The 16,365-nt window shown below is 60.9% G+C and carries 11 protein-coding genes and 8 pseudogenes; 5 read left to right on the forward strand and 14 right to left on the reverse strand.

The genetic code is table 11. The annotated features are described in order from the left end of the window. Positions 1-1,265: 1,265 nt before the first annotated feature. Positions 1,266-1,594: pseudogene (locus AC0L2A_RS26105) on the reverse strand (molybdopterin-dependent oxidoreductase); the annotation flags it as partial. Positions 1,595-2,708: 1,114 nt separating this feature from the next. On the opposite strand from AC0L2A_RS26105, the pseudogene AC0L2A_RS26110 reads away from it, so the two are divergent. Then, positions 2,709-3,132: pseudogene (locus tag AC0L2A_RS26110) on the forward strand (polysaccharide deacetylase family protein); the annotation flags it as partial. A 26-nt stretch (positions 3,133-3,158) separates the two neighbouring features. Here AC0L2A_RS26110 and sbmA read toward each other — a convergent pair. Beyond that, positions 3,159-4,436 (reverse strand): peptide antibiotic transporter SbmA, encoded by a 1,278-nt coding sequence (gene sbmA, locus AC0L2A_RS26115; protein ID WP_473611239.1) that lies wholly within the window; start codon positions 4,434-4,436, stop codon positions 3,159-3,161. 45 nt (positions 4,437-4,481) lie between these two features. Beyond that, on the reverse strand, positions 4,482-4,745 hold the full coding sequence (locus tag AC0L2A_RS26120; protein WP_473611240.1) for a hypothetical protein: 264 nt from the start codon (positions 4,743-4,745) through the stop codon (positions 4,482-4,484). Positions 4,746-4,835: 90 nt separating this feature from the next. Between AC0L2A_RS26120 and AC0L2A_RS26125 the strand changes: the two genes are divergently transcribed. The 3 genes and pseudogenes from AC0L2A_RS26125 (at position 4,836) to AC0L2A_RS26135 (ending at position 5,966) form a co-directional block, all read left to right on the forward strand. Continuing rightward, a complete protein-coding gene (locus AC0L2A_RS26125) occupies positions 4,836-5,300 on the forward strand; it encodes a hypothetical protein (RefSeq protein ID WP_473611241.1) in 465 nt (154 codons plus the stop codon). Positions 5,301-5,468: 168 nt separating this feature from the next. Then, positions 5,469-5,778, forward strand: a pseudogene (locus AC0L2A_RS26130) (TrbC/VirB2 family type IV secretion system protein). Continuing rightward, positions 5,778-5,966 (forward strand): hypothetical protein, encoded by a 189-nt coding sequence (locus AC0L2A_RS26135; protein ID WP_473491979.1) that lies wholly within the window; start codon positions 5,778-5,780, stop codon positions 5,964-5,966. Before AC0L2A_RS26130 ends, AC0L2A_RS26135 begins: the two are co-directional and overlap by 1 nt. A 74-nt stretch (positions 5,967-6,040) precedes the next feature. Here the strand turns inward: AC0L2A_RS26135 and maiA are convergent. From maiA to AC0L2A_RS26185, 10 genes and pseudogenes are all read right to left on the reverse strand, one after another. Further along, positions 6,041-6,645 (reverse strand): annotated as a pseudogene (gene maiA / locus AC0L2A_RS26140) (maleylacetoacetate isomerase). Between the two features lie 58 nt (positions 6,646-6,703). Beyond that, positions 6,704-7,027: a VOC family protein gene (locus AC0L2A_RS26145; RefSeq protein WP_473611243.1), complete on the reverse strand. Its 324-nt coding sequence runs from the start codon at positions 7,025-7,027 to the stop codon at positions 6,704-6,706. A gap of 284 nt (positions 7,028-7,311) precedes the next feature. Further along, positions 7,312-7,509 carry a DUF2783 domain-containing protein gene (locus AC0L2A_RS26150; protein WP_473611244.1) on the reverse strand — a complete coding sequence of 66 codons (198 nt, stop codon included), beginning with the start codon at positions 7,507-7,509 and terminating at the stop codon, positions 7,312-7,314. Between the two features lie 15 nt (positions 7,510-7,524). Further along, a complete protein-coding gene (locus tag AC0L2A_RS26155) occupies positions 7,525-9,132 on the reverse strand; it encodes an FAD-dependent oxidoreductase (RefSeq protein ID WP_473611245.1) in 1,608 nt (535 codons plus the stop codon). A 30-nt stretch (positions 9,133-9,162) separates the two neighbouring features. Next, a complete protein-coding gene (locus AC0L2A_RS26160; protein WP_473491969.1) occupies positions 9,163-10,113 on the reverse strand; it encodes an MBL fold metallo-hydrolase in 951 nt (316 codons plus the stop codon). 4 nt (positions 10,114-10,117) lie between these two features. Next, positions 10,118-10,645, reverse strand: a pseudogene (locus AC0L2A_RS26165) (fumarylacetoacetate hydrolase family protein); the annotation flags it as partial. 181 nt (positions 10,646-10,826) lie between these two features. Then, positions 10,827-11,060, reverse strand: a complete 234-nt coding sequence (locus AC0L2A_RS26170; protein ID WP_473611252.1) for a transposase — start codon at positions 11,058-11,060, stop codon at positions 10,827-10,829. Positions 11,061-11,071: 11 nt separating this feature from the next. Further along, positions 11,072-11,472 (reverse strand): annotated as a pseudogene (locus AC0L2A_RS26175) (transposase family protein); the annotation flags it as partial. A 632-nt stretch (positions 11,473-12,104) separates the two neighbouring features. After that, a pseudogene (locus AC0L2A_RS26180) lies at positions 12,105-12,431 on the reverse strand (VOC family protein); the annotation flags it as partial. A gap of 592 nt (positions 12,432-13,023) precedes the next feature. Continuing rightward, positions 13,024-14,010, reverse strand: a complete 987-nt coding sequence (locus AC0L2A_RS26185; RefSeq protein ID WP_473523900.1) for an NADPH:quinone reductase — start codon at positions 14,008-14,010, stop codon at positions 13,024-13,026. Between the two features lie 146 nt (positions 14,011-14,156). Between AC0L2A_RS26185 and AC0L2A_RS26190 the strand changes: the two genes are divergently transcribed. Continuing rightward, positions 14,157-14,516 carry a winged helix-turn-helix transcriptional regulator gene (locus tag AC0L2A_RS26190; RefSeq protein WP_473611253.1) on the forward strand — a complete coding sequence of 120 codons (360 nt, stop codon included), beginning with the start codon at positions 14,157-14,159 and terminating at the stop codon, positions 14,514-14,516. Positions 14,517-14,670: 154 nt separating this feature from the next. Here the strand turns inward: AC0L2A_RS26190 and AC0L2A_RS26195 are convergent. Then, positions 14,671-15,081, reverse strand: a pseudogene (locus AC0L2A_RS26195) (trypsin-like serine peptidase); the annotation flags it as partial. Positions 15,082-16,365: the final 1,284 nt, after the last annotated feature.

The raw sequence follows: 16,365 nt of genomic DNA on the forward strand, positions 1-16,365 counted from the left end.
GTGACAGCAGGTTGGCCCCAAGCAGCCGTGCTGAGTACGGTCGTAGTCTTCGCAGATTTTCTAAGGCGCTTGAGAGTCGGGGCCTGACGATCTCTGGGCTGGATCACGATTCGCGGATCAAATTCGCCGAGACGTTGTTTCCAGACAAACGCAATCTCATCTGCGCTTTGCAACGGGTTCGCGATGCGGAGTCCGCGTCAGCCGGGGGTCTCGAGACGCCCCGGAGGCTGTTCGATCAAGCTGACGAGTCGCCAACCAATCCAGAGCAGGCTCTGCGACTGGAACAGGGGTGAGCGAAGTGCTTCAGCGACGGCAGGATGATCAAGCCGCCTCGTCTTTTTTCAGCGACCCAGGGTGGCCCCGCAGGACCGGGTGACCTCAACAGCATCGTGGCCGACGCTTTCGCAGCGGCCGGCTCTCGGCACGCCGGAGTTGAGGCGGCCGCACCGCCAGATCGGGCTGTTCCTATAGCCGGCGCATGGACACGTTCCTGGGGGCGTGTGGGGTAACGCATGTCCGCTGGATGGAACTCGGAACAATGGACGGGATCATCGGCTGCGTCGCCGCCGGCGTAGAGATGACCATGCTACCTCGGGGGATGCGGCAGCCGACGGACAGGTCATCATACACCAGCTACCTGACAATCTGCGGTCGGCGCCGACTGTTTTCGTGACGCGGAGCGACGAGGATCTCTCCGCGGCACTTCAGGCTTTCATGGCAGTGGCGTCTGATGTGCATTCACGGCCTCAGCCGGCAGGACCAGAGCCGGTCCGACAACTGCAGCGGGCTTAAGAAAGGTGGAGCAAAAAAAGGGGCCAGTCAGACCCAATCGTCGGCGGATCTTGATGGCAGATCGTAGGGGTCCGTTTGCCCAGAGATCGCCTACGATGCTGGAAAGGCGCTGCATGCTGCTGCAAAAGCAAGAAATGAGCGCGGATTCGGAGCACAATGGGCTGGCCAGGGTGCGCCGCTTGCGCGTGCCATGCCCGCGGCCAAACTCATTTCGACATCGGTTAAGGAGCTTGAGGTCAGCACTGCTGCTCTTAAGACCGAGGCTCACAATTATATCGAGATCAGTAAGTGTGACTGTCGTCGACGGTGACCCGCAGCAGCCGAGTGCCCCATCTGTGGGATGCCTGCGTTTTTGCGAAACTTGGACAGTCACACGATCTTCGCATGATCGCTGAGGGTACACCCGCCGCGGGTCAATAGCCTATCAATCGATCGTGGAAGTTTGCGGCACCCAAGGCTGGCGGCGGAGCTGTTCACAGCCCACTGAACCAGTTGGAGCCCTGGTCTTCCCAGTAGCCGCCCGGATAATCATTGGCGACGAACACCTCTAGGATATGCTTGGAGTTCTTGAAGCCGAGCTTAGTCGACATCCTAAGCTTCATCGGTATTTGAGCGGCAAGAATCCTTCCCGAAATCGAGCGCCAGGATGGTTTGCGGGTGCAGTGCTGTCGGCATATCGATACTGGAATAATAGCGGTCCGCATTTGAAGCCGACATATTTGGCTGTCATGTCCGCGCCAACATGCTGGAGGAAGACGCTCAGAGGAATACCCCTCCACTCACCGATCGCGCTCCAGCCCTCGCAGGCTCCTTGATCCCGCGCACAATCCCGTTGGCAGCATTCTCGACTGTCTCCGTTCGGCTACACGGCTCAGGATGAAGGAACTGCTGCTCGAGCAGTTCAAAACGACGGTCGTCTTCGTCACGACATCGACGAAGCCTTCCTGCTTTCGGATCGAATCATCGTCATGTAGGGCACAGCCAGGTCGCATCCACGAAGAAATCAATATGGCCTTCGAGAGGCCGAGGACCACTGACATCATCGCGTCCGGCGAGTTCTTGCGTTTGAAGCAGCGTTGCCTACAGCAGCTTCGTAGCGACAGGCGGAGAGATACCCTGGCGCGGCTTTCACCTCTTGGTCAATTGGAGTTGTGCTTCGCGGATTCCCCTCTCGGCTAAGCCGAACCCACGAGCGCGCCTCGGCTGATTCCGGAGTGCGTTGGCGCCGCATCCCGCTCCTAAACCGTCAACTCCTTTTCCATGCAGCTAACATCCCGATTTCTGGTGACGGCCTGCCGCCCAGGTCACCACATTGCCTGGCAGCGACACTCGCGCCATCCCTCCTGCTGCAGAATCGCAGCAGACAGACTATCAAGTTGGGTGGGAGCGACCGACACACCGATCACACCGCAATGATCGTTTTCTACGCGCATGAAAACAACTCCATAAAGAACCATTAGTAATAAAGCTACAAAATCATTTGCAGATTCGCGCAAAATGCGTAGCGTCTCATCCCTCAACAAGCACCAGCAAAATTGGATTTCGACTAACCCGCTTGATCCTGCCGCGGGTCGGCCGCCTAATTGTTGAATAACAAGCCCCAAAATTCAATTGAAAGAATGTTAACTTATTTGTTACTGAAATGTCTAAAATGCCGCAATGGATTTCATGATTCTGGCCCGTCGCCCGATTCCTCTCACGACCTTACCAGAACCGCGCTCGGCGGGCTTCGGGGCCCCGAGCCGCAATACGCGAGGGCCGCGTCGCGCAACAGCCCTTGAAGCCTTCGGCGGCGAAGCGCTCTGCCAACGCCATATGCAGCTCTTGGACTTGCCAGTCTGCCGGATCATGTAGACGGAGCGGACGTCATCGTCGGTCCAGCCGGTTCGGAGCCGCCTCAAGAACATGGAAACCTCTCAGCGGGCTATCTGTTCGACGGGAGCAGTGTGTCGTGCGGCACTGCCCGACCACCGACCCACGACGGCATCACACGCTTCTCGCTGCCGCAGATTCCGGAAGGTCCCGACACAAGGCGGGTGATCGCGATGGATTACATCTTTATGTCAGGCATTCCGGCGGCTTCGAGCGGCCGAGCAAGGCGGACGAATTCGCCGACCAGATAGACGCCTTCCGCATCGCCTTCGATATGCAGTACCAGGGCAAACGCATTCCGCTGGAACTCGGTTCAATTTCACGCTGATGAATGACGGCGCCTACTGGCATGCGCTGGAGCGCTTTGCCGGCGAGGTCTGCACCAAGCCCGATGTCGAGTGCATCAGCTATCGCGACTATGTTTCACGGCGACGTGATGGCGAAAAGCAGACGTCGGTGGGCGGCTGACTAGAAGCGCTCGCCGCCCGCCACGCTCAGCTTACCGGCTGATCCTCAAGGCGCAAGCCGGCCCGCTCTCGCGCCAAATAGTCCTGGTCGATTTCCGTTAGCGGCGCCCCTTCAAGCGTCGCCTCGAAGGCGCGCAGGCGTTTGTAGATGGATATCAGCTCGACGATGGTCGGCCAGGAATTCACGAGATATTGGAACGAACTGGCGACTTGGGAAAACGCGGTGACAATTTGCTGGAAAACGCCAAATGTTATCTTGCCAAGAGCTAAGGTCGGAACAAGAAGAAAGGTAGCAAAAACGTTGTCGACTTGGAGATAGAGATAGCGGACCATGTCGAAGTAGACATAATGAGCGTATAGCGTGAAATAGTTCTTCCGAACATTGCTGAAAAGCTCGGCCAGCGTTGGTGGCTGCGCTCGTGCCGTATCGTCCTCGCCGAGGACAAGCTCCTTTCGCAGCGCGGCTTCAACGCGCTGATTGCGAAATTCCAGGCCGGGAAGCTTGATGCCGACGATTGCCAGCAAGCCGGTGCCAAACAGCGACCACCCGACCGCCGCGATGACCAGCGGATAAGGGATTGCGCCGACGATTGGAAGCGTCGAGACATGGAGGGAAAGGGAGGCCAGCAAGGGCAGGAATGCAATCAGGGTCATGATGGAGTCGATGAAGTTAACTCCGAGCCCCTGCATTGTGCCGGAGAAGCGCATCGTGTCGTCCTGAACGCGCTGCGACGCCCCTTCGATATGGCGCAACCGCGGCCAGTAAGCGGTAAAATAATCGTTCATCGCGGTGCGCCAGCGAAACACGTAGTGCCTGACGAAAAACACGTTCAGAACGGCAATGCTCATATAGACCAGGGCCAAGGACAGAAACTGCCATACGCCGTAGTAAAGCTCGGCAGGGGAAACGGAGCCCGGTGTGGTGAGTGCCCTCTGCACCATGTCGTAAAACATGCCGCGCCAGTCATTGAGCGCGACGCTGAGCTGGACGATGAAATTGGTGACGAAAATGATCAAACCAGAGCCAAGGATCGACCAGTTCTGCCAGCGATGCGGGGAATACAGCGCCCAGAAAAGGTAGAATACGCCCATACCGGCGAAGAAATATCCGTAAAACCAGAGAAATGCCGGCGTAAGGAATCTTACTGGGCTGATGACAGGGGCGGCCTGCGGGTCGACCGGCGGCATGCCGAGCATCGTGCCAAGGTGCTCACCGCCGAAAAACCACAGGAGGACGAGCAGAAAGCTCCAGACGGCGGCCGAGATGAAAAAAGGCTTCGGCTGCGGGAAGAAGGATACGAACACGTTGCGAAAACTCCTCGGTTGATGCGCAAATCAGCGGCGTTGCTGTCAGCGGGCGGTGACATACGCCAGCTTCGCCATTTTGCTAAAATCGTCGTGGCAGTAGTAGACGATGATGTCGCCGACGGCCTCGCCGGAGATTTTACGCGCTGCGTCGGAGGCAGTCTCAAAAGAATCGTCAGTGATCACCACCACATGCTCGCCCTTCGCACCCGCAGACGGACCGCTGTAGAAGCTGCTCACCGGGCTGCCAGACTTTGCGGCGGCGTTGTTGACGAAGTTCGCGCCAAAACCGTCGTCGCCGCGGCCCACCGCATCGAAGGCGAAAGTGTCCTCCTTCGCGTTGAAATCGCTGATAGTGGTAATGTCCCCCGTCCCCTCGACTACTCCGTGGATCGGATTGTGGAACTGGAACAGAAACGTGTCATTGCCGCCCCCCCGTCAATTGTCTTTGCCGTCACCCACGTAGAGGACATCGTTGCCGGGACCGCCGGAGAGGTTGTCATGATCCTCGCCGACGAGGCGCGGTTGGAAGCGGCCGTTGTCGCCGCGAAGATAGTCGTCGCCCGTTCCGCCCCAGATTCGGTCATTTCCATCGCCGCCGATGCCGTGATCATCGCCATCGCCACCTTCGATCTTGTCATTGCCGCGACGACCCTCAAGCCGGTCATTGCCCTCGTCACCCGCCATCCAATCCTCGAGATCGGTGCCGATGAGCCATTCGGGACGCGAGGACCTACTTATGATGCAACCCACCACGCCACCTGGCGCCCTCATATTCCTCATCAGATAATCGGGGAAATCGAATTGTTAGATAGAAAGATTTACGGAATGGATGTGTGGCTTCGGCTTCGTCCTTCTGCGTAGCAGTTGCCGGTCTCGGTGGCGGCGGGCGACGCTGGCTACCCAGCCGACGGCGCTGAAAAGTCGGTCGTCAAACCGGACGAACCATGGTCCAGCGGTCAGAGGCCAGCGGCGATTACGCCGTCACCCAACTGACGCTCCCGCAACTTCAGCTGTTTTGAAACGGAATTCATGTGCAAGAAGCTTCGGTTTCTTTGGTCCGCCGGGCTCGCGTTTGTTCTCACGGTCCCAGCTTGCGCGGCGGGCTCCGGCTTGCCTTGGGAACAGCTGCTGCAGCAGGTCCTGGAGTCGGTGCAGGGACTCGTCGCCAAGATCGTCGCGGTTATCATCATCATTACCACGGGCTTGACCCTTGCCTTTGGCGACATGGCAGGTGGGTTCCGCCCGGCTGATCCAGATCGTCTTCGGCCTGTCGATCGCCTTCCCGGCATCGAGTTTCTTCCTCTCCTTCTTCTCCTTCGGCGGCGGAGCACTCGTGTGATGGCCGCCGGAGAGCAGCACATTCAGGGATTCGAGGTTCCTGTTCGTCGTGCATTGACGGAGCCGAAGGGCGTCAATTCCTCCGCTTACAGGCCTGGCCGATACTCCACCCAGGAAAAGCGCATCTCGAAATTCGCAGACTGGTACATGGGCATGCGCGAGCAGCGTTTGGAACAAAGCGCCGCCTGACAGGGCGTCGCCACAGCGGAACGAATCCGGTTCGACCCGCTGCCGACGGTCTGCCAGAGTGCGCTTTGGTTGGGTCAGTTTCGGGGAGCGGCGGCCTCGAACGCCGGAAGTTTCGCACAACGCTGTGCGATCGCGTTGACGCGCTGCAATGCGCCTATGTCCGCATTCCAGCGATGGGCGTTACACATGGCCGATCTGTGCCTGGTGCCGCAGCTCGCCGTGGCAGAAGAGGCCTGTCGTGGGACTCTCGAGGAGCGTTTCAAACGCGGCCAGCCCCTCGCCGATGAACTTCCGCATCCACGCGACGCGTACCTCTTCGCCCCCCTTTGTCAGGGCCATCACAATGGCTGACAGGGCCAAGGTTGCAGACCGGATGGATGTCGGCAGCAGCGCCCGTATACGGGCGCGCCCGGCTGGGTCCGGCGGCAACAGGCCGGAGCCCGGGCGTGTCTCGTCCAGATATTCAATGATAGCGAGCGACTGGGTCAGCCTCAGCCCGTCGATCTCCAGCACCGGCACTAGTCCCTGCGGGTTGAGCGAGATGCTGCGGCGTCTTGTGCTCCTTCTTCAGAAGGTGCACGGATACCGTCTCGCAGGAGATGCCGAGCAGATTCATCACGATGCGCACCCGATAGCTCGCCGACGAGCGCCAGTAGTCGTAGAGGACACGCTTGCTCATCGCGGGGTCCGATCCCGCGATGTGGCGCCCCTTTCAGATGGCGGCCGGCTGTCCGGGTTCATGCCTTGGACAGTTCCTTGGCATGCAGCCATTCGGTATGCTCCCGGGCGCGCTTGGTTTTCGACCATTCCTCCAGATCCCACTTCACCGCTTCGAGCCTCTCGATCATCGCCTCTTCCTTCGGATCCGGGCAGGCCAGCTCGATCCGGTGGCCGTTGGGGTCGAAGAAGTAGATGGAATGGAAAATGGAATGGTCGGTGACGCCCAGCACATCGATCCCGTTCTTCTTCAGCTTGTCCTTGAAGGCCAAGAGCGTGTCGCGATCCTTGACCTTGAAGGCGATGTGCTGGACCCATTTCGGCGTGTTCGGGTCGCGGCCCATCTCCGGCTTGGTCGGCAACTCGAAGAGGCGAGCACGTTACCCGTCGCCCGCGTTGAGGAAGACGTCATGTAGGGTCGTGCTCGTGGGTCGACGGCACCTGGTCTTCGGCGATGGCGAGCAAAGTCCATGTTGAGGTTGTTGACACACCAGTTGACGGCCTCTTTCGCGTCCTTACAGCGATAGGCGACGTGGTGAATTCTCTCGATTTCATTGGAATGGCTTCTCTGCCTTGGCCCTGCTCCGGACACTTCCACCCGGAGCTGCGTCCTCCCTTGTCATCATTCCTATTTCGGTGGGTCCGCCGCCGCCCTAAGCGCATCACTCAACACCCGGCCGTCGCCGATATGATTGGCCAGAAGCAGAACCAGCCGCGCATTGATGGCGTCACTTTCGGCCTTGCTTCGCCCGTCGTGCAGAGCCAGCAGCTCGGCGTAGAAATCGTCCGGCTGCGGAATGTTCGGAGCCGTATTGAGTGTCGTCATCGCCGGTTTCTCCCGTCAGCGTCCCGTGGCCTTCGCAAGCGCGGCTTCGACCTCCGCGCGGTCGAACGCGGTCCAGCGCGCCGCGACGTGCTGGTCGGGGCGCAACAGATAGACCGCCGAACCCGCATCGCCGAGATAGCGCTCTCGCAGCGCGTTGGTCGGATCGTCCGCAGCCGACAGGGCCAGCCGCTCGGCCGCAATGCCGCCGCTTTCGATCAGGTCGGGCGCCTCGGCTTCAATGGTAAGAAGTTGGAAGCGGTCGCCCAGCCGGTCGAGCAGCCAGCCGCCCTTTATCGGCGCATCGACGGCCGGCGAGCCGGGCTGGGTGCGCGGCGGCAGCCCCTGCGCGTCAGGGCCGTTGAGCGGCGAGCCGCCATAGGTGCACGGCACCGACAGGCGCCCGGAATTGACCAGCGGCCGCGCGAAGGCGAAGTGCTCGGACAGATCTAGCACGGCATCGCGAAAAATCCGGCTCATTTCCGACTTCGGCGTGATGAAGTCAGTCGACCGGCTGGAGTTGAGGATGTTCTCGGCAGCGCCATGGATACGCTCGGTATCGTAGCTGTCGAGCAGGCTTTCGGGCGCCCTGCCGTCCATCACAAGCTTCAGCTTCCACACCAGGTTGTCGGCATCCTGCAGGCCGGAATTGGCGCCGCGCGCGCCGAAAGGCGAGACCTGATGCGCCGAGTCGCCCGCGAACAGCACCCGGCCGTGGCGGAAACTCTCCATGCGCCGGCACTGGAAGGTGTAGATCGACACCCATTCGAGTGTGAATTTGGCGTCCTCGCCCAGCATTGCCTTGAGCCGCGGGATGACGTTCTCCGGCTGCTTTTCCCGCTCCTTGTCGATGTTCCAACCGAGCTGGAGGTCGATGCGCCAGACGCCGTCGGGCTGCTTATGCAATAACGCCGATTGGCTGCGGTTGAAGGGCGGGTCGAACCAGAACCAGCGCTCGGTCGGAAACTCGGCGTCCATGACTACGTCGGCAATGAGGAAATTGTCCTCGAACACGCGGCCGATGAAGTCGAGCCCCATCATCGCGCGGATCGGCGAGTTGGCGCCGTCGCAGGCGACCAGCCAGTCGGCACGCAGGCGGTAAGGGCCTTCCGGCGTGTCGATGGAGAGCATCACCCCGTCGCGATCCTGTTCGACCGCCGTGACCTTGTTGTTGCCGCGGATTTCGATCGACCTGCCTTCCGCCTCCAGTTCGCACACGCGGTCGACGAGGAATTTTTCGAAATGGTACTGCTGCAGGTTGATGAAGGCCGGCCGCCTGTGGCCGGCCTCCGGCAGCAGGTTGAACTCGTAGACCCGGCGGTTCCCGAAGAACACCTTGCCGACGTTCCAGACGATGCCCTTCTCCACCATCGGCTCACCGCAGCCCAGCCGGTCCAGGATCTCCAGCGGCCGCTTGGCGAAGCAGATCGCGCGCGAGCCGAAGCTGACCTTGTCGTTCTCATCCAGCACCACCACGGGAATGTCCTGGCGGGCGAGATCGATGGCGCAGACTAGACCGACCGGCCCGGCGCCTACCACAACAACCGGACGGCGCACTGGCGCGATTGCGTCCTGATCAGGGGAGCGCCTGTAGGGATAAAGCGGCGTCTCGAAGATCTTTGCCATGTGTCCTCCCGCCGGGTCGCATCCGGACTGCTAGCCCTGAAGTTCCGCCCACATCTGTCGGTCGCGCTCTGCGGTCCAGATGCGCGGCATGTCGATGCCGAGCGCCTCGTCGTAGGCGCGGGCGACGTTGAAGGGCAGGCAGTGCTCGTAGATAGCGTAGGATGCGAATTTCGGATCGCACGCCGCGCGCGCCGCGTCCCACGCCTCCTTCAGCGAGCCACCGCCCTGCGCCACCCGCGCCACCGGCCGGTAGGTGGAACTGACGAAATCGGCAGTGTTGTCGAGCGCGGCATTGACCTTCTCCGCGCCAACCAGCGCGTCGCCGCGTCCCGGCGCGATCGCGTCGAGGTCAAACGACCGGATCGCCTCCAGCGTGCGCGGCCAGTCGGCAAAATGGCCGTCGCCGCAATAGCAGGCCGAATGGTACTCGACGATGTCGCCGGTGAACATGACGTTGGCGTCGGGCACGAAGGCGACGATGTCGCCTGCCGTATGCGCGCGGCCAAGGAATTCAAGGTCCACCCGCCGCTTCCCGAGATAGAGCGTCAACCGGTCGTTGAAGGTCAGCGTCGGCCAGGTCAGGCCGGGGATCGACTCGTGGCCCTGGAAGAGGCGCGGAAACCGGCCGAACTCGGAGTCCCAGTCCTCCTGCCCGCGCTCGGCGACCATGGCGCGCGCCTTCTCCGACATGATCGTCTGCTGCGCGCCATAGACCGAAGCGCCGAGAACCCGCACAGCGTGATAGTGCGTCAGCACGACATAGTTGATCGGCTTGTCGGTGACGGTCCTGACCTTCTCGATCACCTTGCCGGCCAGTCGGGGCGTGGCCTGAGCGTCGATCACCATCACCGATTCGTCGCCGATGATGACACCAGTGTTCGGGTCGCCCTCGGCGGTGAAGGCCCACAAGTCGCGGCCGATCTCGGTGAAGGAGATCTTTTTCTCTGCCATATCGCCGACAGATGCGAATTGCTTGGCCATGGTCTCAGGCTTCCTTCTTGTGTTGCGGCACCGTCTGCTCAATCGCGCCGAAGATCCGAGTGGCCGGCCTTGTCTCTCATCTCGATGTGGACCGTGTCGCCGAAACGCATGAAAGGTGTCTTTGCCGCACCCTGCTCGATAGTCTCGATCATTTTGATCTCGGCGATGCAGGAATAGCCGACGCCGCCTTCAGAGACAGGTTTGCCCGGCCCATCGCCGAGCTTGTTCGATACCGTGCCCGAGCCGATGATTGTGCCGGCGGCGAGCGGCCGTGTTTTCGGCGCGTGGGCCATTAGCGTAGGAAATCGAAGGTCATGTCGATGGCGGCGTTGGCGCGGCCGAAGGGCTTGCCGTTCAAGTCCACGGCCAGCGGCAGGTGCAGCTTGCCTCCGTCCCAGGCATCGCCCAGCTCCCCGGGGGTGACCGCCACCGGTGAGAAGGCGGAAGACGGCTTTGACTGAAAGAAACCGAATCCCTTTGCAAGCTCCACCGGGATCAGCCCGCGCAGGGAGACGTCATTGACCAGCATGTGAACCTCCCGTTCAGGTTTCGACAGATCGCCGCCCGCAGACAGGCTTGACGATCCAAGTTGTTGCGTTTGTAACTATCGAAAATGTAACTATCAAGGCCGCAAGGGGCGGATCGGGATGGTCGAGGACGTACTTTCGCTGGAGGATTTTCTGCTGTCGCTTGGCAGTTAACTGGGTTCTTCCTCAATTTGTGTGGCGCGGTGGCAGCATTCGTGCTCTCAGCAGTTCGGGGCCTGCCCTGTCGTACATTGCGCGCTTGATGGTCTTGAGGCGGTTGATCTGACCTTCGGCCTGTCCGTTGCTCCAGGGCAGCTCGATGGCGTTGTTGACGGCATCGATGTCTCTGCGCAAAACACGGGCGTATCGCATGATCGGAATGATGTCGGAGTCGATTGCATCGTCGATCCAGGGGTCCAGTGTTTCCGACCGTCACTGACCGGCATGCCGAGCCGTTGCATGCGGCGTTCGCCAGGACGTCCACCCGTGCTATGGCCGAGCAAGCCGACAATCTCCACGACCCTCGTTGTCCTGCGCGCATAAGGGGAAGCAACCGTCGGGAGTCGATCAGTGAACGTTTGTCGCTCACATTTCTGATGTGCACATCGCCAGCGGCTCAGCAGGAGCTTCACCGTCACGGGCTTGCCCTGGACCGGCAGATCCTGAAGGTGCGGTTGGACCAGCCATGCCGACTTCGGCTTCGCCGGCCACAATCGGGGCAAATGCCGATCGCTGGTCCGGCAGCGGAAACAACCCAACTGTGATCATCAGTGAGCGCGACACCCAGAATTCTGCCCCCTGGGCCGGGCGACCATTTCGATTTCGTTCGCATGCCCGCCCATAGCGATAGCGTCGCTAACAGCGGATGAACCACACAAATTGAGGAAGACCCTCATTAACTGCCAAGTGACACACGCATCCGATTGCACGTCGGACACTTTCGATCCTGCAAGACCTGAGATGGAAATCGAGAGCGACCACACCAGCGCTTGCCGGCCGGATCGATGCCGTCGCTATGGACGATGGCCGCGTCTCGGTCGTTCTTGATTGGAAAGCGACATCGCGCCATCGGAGGAGGACATGCGAATCCACGCGGGCCAACTCGAGGACTGCTTGCGAACAACCGGGGTGAGCCGTGGCGCGTTGGTCTATATGACCCTCGGCACTGTGCGATGGGTTGGAGCGCAGTGTCTCCGCCGATCCGAGCCAGTGACGTCATTAAATTCACGCCCCTCACCGAAGGCGACCTTTGTCTCCTGCAGGTGAATGGCCGCTTCGCGCCGTATGTCAGTAATCAGGCGGCCTCGTCTGGTCTCCAAGGGCGGATGTTGTGACGCGTCCAGCTAGACGCACTTTGGCGATAGTCAAATGCATCTGGGCTGGAAGCACATATTCGACGTTTGCTATGCGGGGCGGCCGCAAGTCAGCGAAGCCCCGCTTGTGGACGTCCCCTGGATGGAAGGGTTAGGCATCGGGTTCGTGGCAAACCACTTCGATGTTGTGCCCGTCCGGACCAATGACGAAAGCTGCATAGTAGGTCGCGTGGTAGTGCGGGCGCAGACCAGGCGCACCATTGTCTTTGCAACCTGCCTCCAGAGCCGCGCGATAGAAAGTTCGACTTGCTGGCGATTCTCGGCCGTGAAGATGCGCCGGCTTCTCCTGGGTTTGGTACATGCACAATGAAGCCTTACCCTTCGGGCCAAGCTCGACACCGTACGTCGGCGTCCCCTCCGAGGCAACAGCTACACCGAGCGGTTCGAGTGCCTTGAGGAAGAACGCTTTGCTCGCTGCGCGGCGAGATCAACCTTCCCGTTGCTGCCAACGGCATGGTGGTCATGCCGGGGATGTCGTTCTCGGCGACGAGGATGGCGTCGCGGCCTTCGATCGCGCGGTCGCTCCGGAACTGCTCGCGCTCGTGCGCCAACAGGAGGCCCAAGGATGCGGTCGTGGCCGCGCTCGCAGCAGGCAAGACGCGGTACACGCCCGTAACGCTGCGCCGGCGCTGCGCCAGGCCATCATCGCAAAGCTCCGTTGCGACCTCGATCAGGTGACGGTTGGGACCGAAGCAGGTCATCTACAACGCCTTGGTGGCACCGTCGGCGAAAGCGACGAGGTCATCCTCCCAGCACCTACTGGGTCTCGTATCCCGACATGGTGTTGGCCTGCGGCTGAACCCCGGTGGTCATCCGATCCCGGCGCCCTCCGGAAAGTGCTCATCCGGATCGTCGGCTTGACGCCCAACGACTACCGGCGGCGCTTTCGAAGCCGCCCGTTGACGATCTCCTGAACGACCGCTTTTAGGCCGTGCAGGAAATCAGCACATGTGCCCCGACCCCGAGTGAGGGATGGGTGGCACGCTCCGTCGCCAAAATGCAAGATCAGATCAGATTTCGATCAGGATCTTGCCGACTGCCTTGCCCCTCTCCTGTGCCTCATGCGCTTCGGCAATGCGGTCGAGCGGCAGCTTCATCGCGATCTGCGGCCAGTAGGCCCCAGCCGCCACGCAGGCGGAGACCTCTTCGACTGCCTGGCGGAACGCATCCTCAGGGATCGTGTAGAAGAACACGAAGCGGAAGGCATAGCCCCCGAACATCGTCGATAGGAACGGCATCGACAACCTGACCGTCGGATCCTCCGTCGCGTAGGCCGTCGCGACGCCGCTCGGAGCGAGGCAGGCGATATCGGCCTCGACGTTGGCTGCCAAATCGACGTCGACGATACGCTCGACGCCACGGCCGCCGGTCGCGGCCCTGATCCGTTCAGCGATGTCTTCCTGATGACGGTTGATCACGAGATCGGCGCCCGCCGCCGCTGCCACCGTGGCTTGCTCCTCGCGGCTCACGGTCGCCGCGACCCAGGCGCCCGCCCATTTGGCGAGGAGGATGGCCGCCGTGCCGACGGCTCCCGCGCCGCCCTGGACGAGAACGCGCTTTCCGCGCAGATCACCATCGGCGAAGAGGCAGCGATGGGCGGTGATGGCCGCGATGCCCAGTGAAGCCCCGACATCAAACGACGCATTCTCGGCAAGAGGGGCCGCATGGGAGGACGGAACCACCACGAACTCGGCCGCGGATCCGAACGCCTGGCCTGTCTGAGCCTTGAAAACCCAGACCCGTTCACCGATCCGCTCCTCGGACACGCCCGGCCCAACCTTGTCGATGATCCCGGCCGCATCCTGATGGGGAACGACACGGGGAAAGGGCATCGGCCTGCCGCCGAAGCCCGTTCTCGTCTTGATATCCGAGGGGTTCAGGCCGGAGACGGCCACCTTGACCCGGACCTCGCCGAACTGGGGCTCGGGATCAGGAAGAGAACCTATCTGGAGGACGTCCTTCGCGGCGCCCTGCCGGTCGTAGAAAGCAGCTCTCATTCTCGGTCTCCTGACATTTTGCCAATGACCAAAGGGATGTCGATGCCACAAGTGTTCTTGCAAGTAGGCAATATTTTTGCCTATAGGTGTATAAAGTACATCATTGAAGCTTCGCCTACAACTGTGCGGTGGAGGTGACGGTCGACGTGGCCGGCGGAAAGTGGAAACCGCTGATCATCTACGAACTCCTCAACGGCCCACGACGTGGTGAACTCCGGCGCATGGTGGGCGAGCCGAGCCAGCGCTCCATCGCGATGCAACTCCGACAGTTCGAGACCGACGGCGTGGTCGAACGCCAGGTCTTTGCCGAAGTGCCGCCCCGCGTGGAGTACTCCCTCACAGAGTTCGGGAAGACGCTCGCGCCGGTCCTGAACGCGATGAAGGAGTGGTGCGAGACGTTTGCCGCCCGAAACGGCCTTGTTTGCGGGCCTGACGGCGAGGCACTTGAGGTCGCCCGACCGCGTGCATCCGCCGATCGGGATCACACATCGTCAAGGCGCTCGTAGAGGGCCGACAGGATCGAGGCCAAGTGCCATTGTCGGTTCGGGTGCATCTCGCGTTGCCGGTTTGCGCCTCCAGTTCCAGAGCAGCGGCGATCGCCGAGAACTTGATGCCTTCGTTCGACTTGTCTTCTTTCGCCGCATGGTGAAGCGCTACGAGCTCCCAACCGTCATTCATTACCGGCGCGCCCGAACTGCCCGCCTCGGTGTCCGACCGATATTGGACGACCTGGGTGTTTTGGAACACCACCGTGTTGTTGCGGATCGCGACTTCCTTGAGGCGTCCATTTAGGTGCTGGATGACATTCAGCTTGTCTTCGTCAGCTACAACAAAGGCTTGCCGCAGAAGCGGAATGCTGCCGAAGGTCGAGCCGGGCTGGCCTTCGACGGCAACAAATGTGACATCGAGACTGCCCTTGCAGCCGGTTGCGACGACCGGGCTGGTCCAGAAAAGGAGGTCGGGACGCAGGTGAAAAGTTGAGACCTGTCGCACAGTCCCGTCGGGAAGGGCGGCGAAATCGAACAGCGCGCGGTGACCTCCTTGCTGTTGAGGACGTGATGGTTGGTGCACAGTATACCCGGCGCGACCAGAAAACCGGACCCGCTCCAAGTGCCGGAGCGCCCTTTGTAGATCGACGCCAGAAGCGTCGATCTTGCAAACGGCGCGCGAGCGAGCTGCGCCTTCCTCCAGCCACCAGGCCGGGCGCGGATCGTTGGAGCCGACAACCTGTTCCAGGTGACGGACAGCAGTTCGAACATGGTGCTGGCGTCGGCCGGCAGACCTTCAAATTTAGGGCTTCGAATGCGTCGGGTCTTCTGGACATCACCGGGCAGGATGGCCAGACCCTGGATGCCCCAGTCCGTAGCGCTCTTAGGCACGGGGCCGGCGTCGGGTCGTTCCACCGCCATTTGCTGCTCGTACGAAAGATTTGCTTCTTGCGCTAATCCGCCATCTGGTCCGCCGAATCAGAAGTGATGCGCAACCTATAATCGTCGGAAACGACGGAAATGTTACCGTTGTGCAGATGGTCGGCCAAACCGCTACGTCGGCTTGGACTATCCCCAGGCGCCGGACTGCGGCAACGTCATCGCCGTTCCTTTCGCGGTTCATGGGCGTGTCTCGCAGACCTGGCCGTGGCCTTCAACGTCGATAGCGATGATCTGGCGCCGCAGCGAGAGGAGACCAGTGACCTGCGCCATGGCAGCGATTGGCATTGAGCTTGCCGGCAAGAACGACGATGGGTTTGTCCTCGCCGAAGGACTCACGGTAAATGCCCTTCGGCCGACAGGGCTCACGCTCATCCGACATCGCGTCCCAAGTTAGAGTACCGCGTCGGACCCATCAGCGGTCTGTATCTTGTCTCTTGGATTCCGTAGAATTTGAGCGGAGCCTTTGTAGTGTTGTTTGGTGTTTGTTCGCCCAAAAGTCGCATAAGATTGCAGTGAGGAACGTCGGTCTACAGATTTGTTCCCCAGAGGTGCGCGAACCTTGTGCTCACCTGTTCATCGACGGCTCTCGGCGTGACCCAGAGAGCTGGGAGAAGCCTCTGCGAGACTACAAGTGTAACACCATATTGGTTTAGCGGATCAAGCTTCGGTGGTAACCTCATGGGGTAGAGATACGACTCTGGAAGCCGAGCAATGGATCGCGATAGCAAGCGGACACGTGCAGCTGGAAGTTCATCCCGCGACGGAAGGAGGGCCGAGGAACGGCGTAACCGCCTTGACCTTCCGGACGGGCCACTGACCAATGTTGCAGGGCGGGTAATAACCGCTAGCCCGCGCGATACAGCACGCGATCTTGGGAGCTTCAAATCCGCCGAGAGGCAAGCGCGACGTGCAGTTCAGGACGTTG

Source organism: Mesorhizobium sp. WSM4844, from assembly GCF_055811775.1.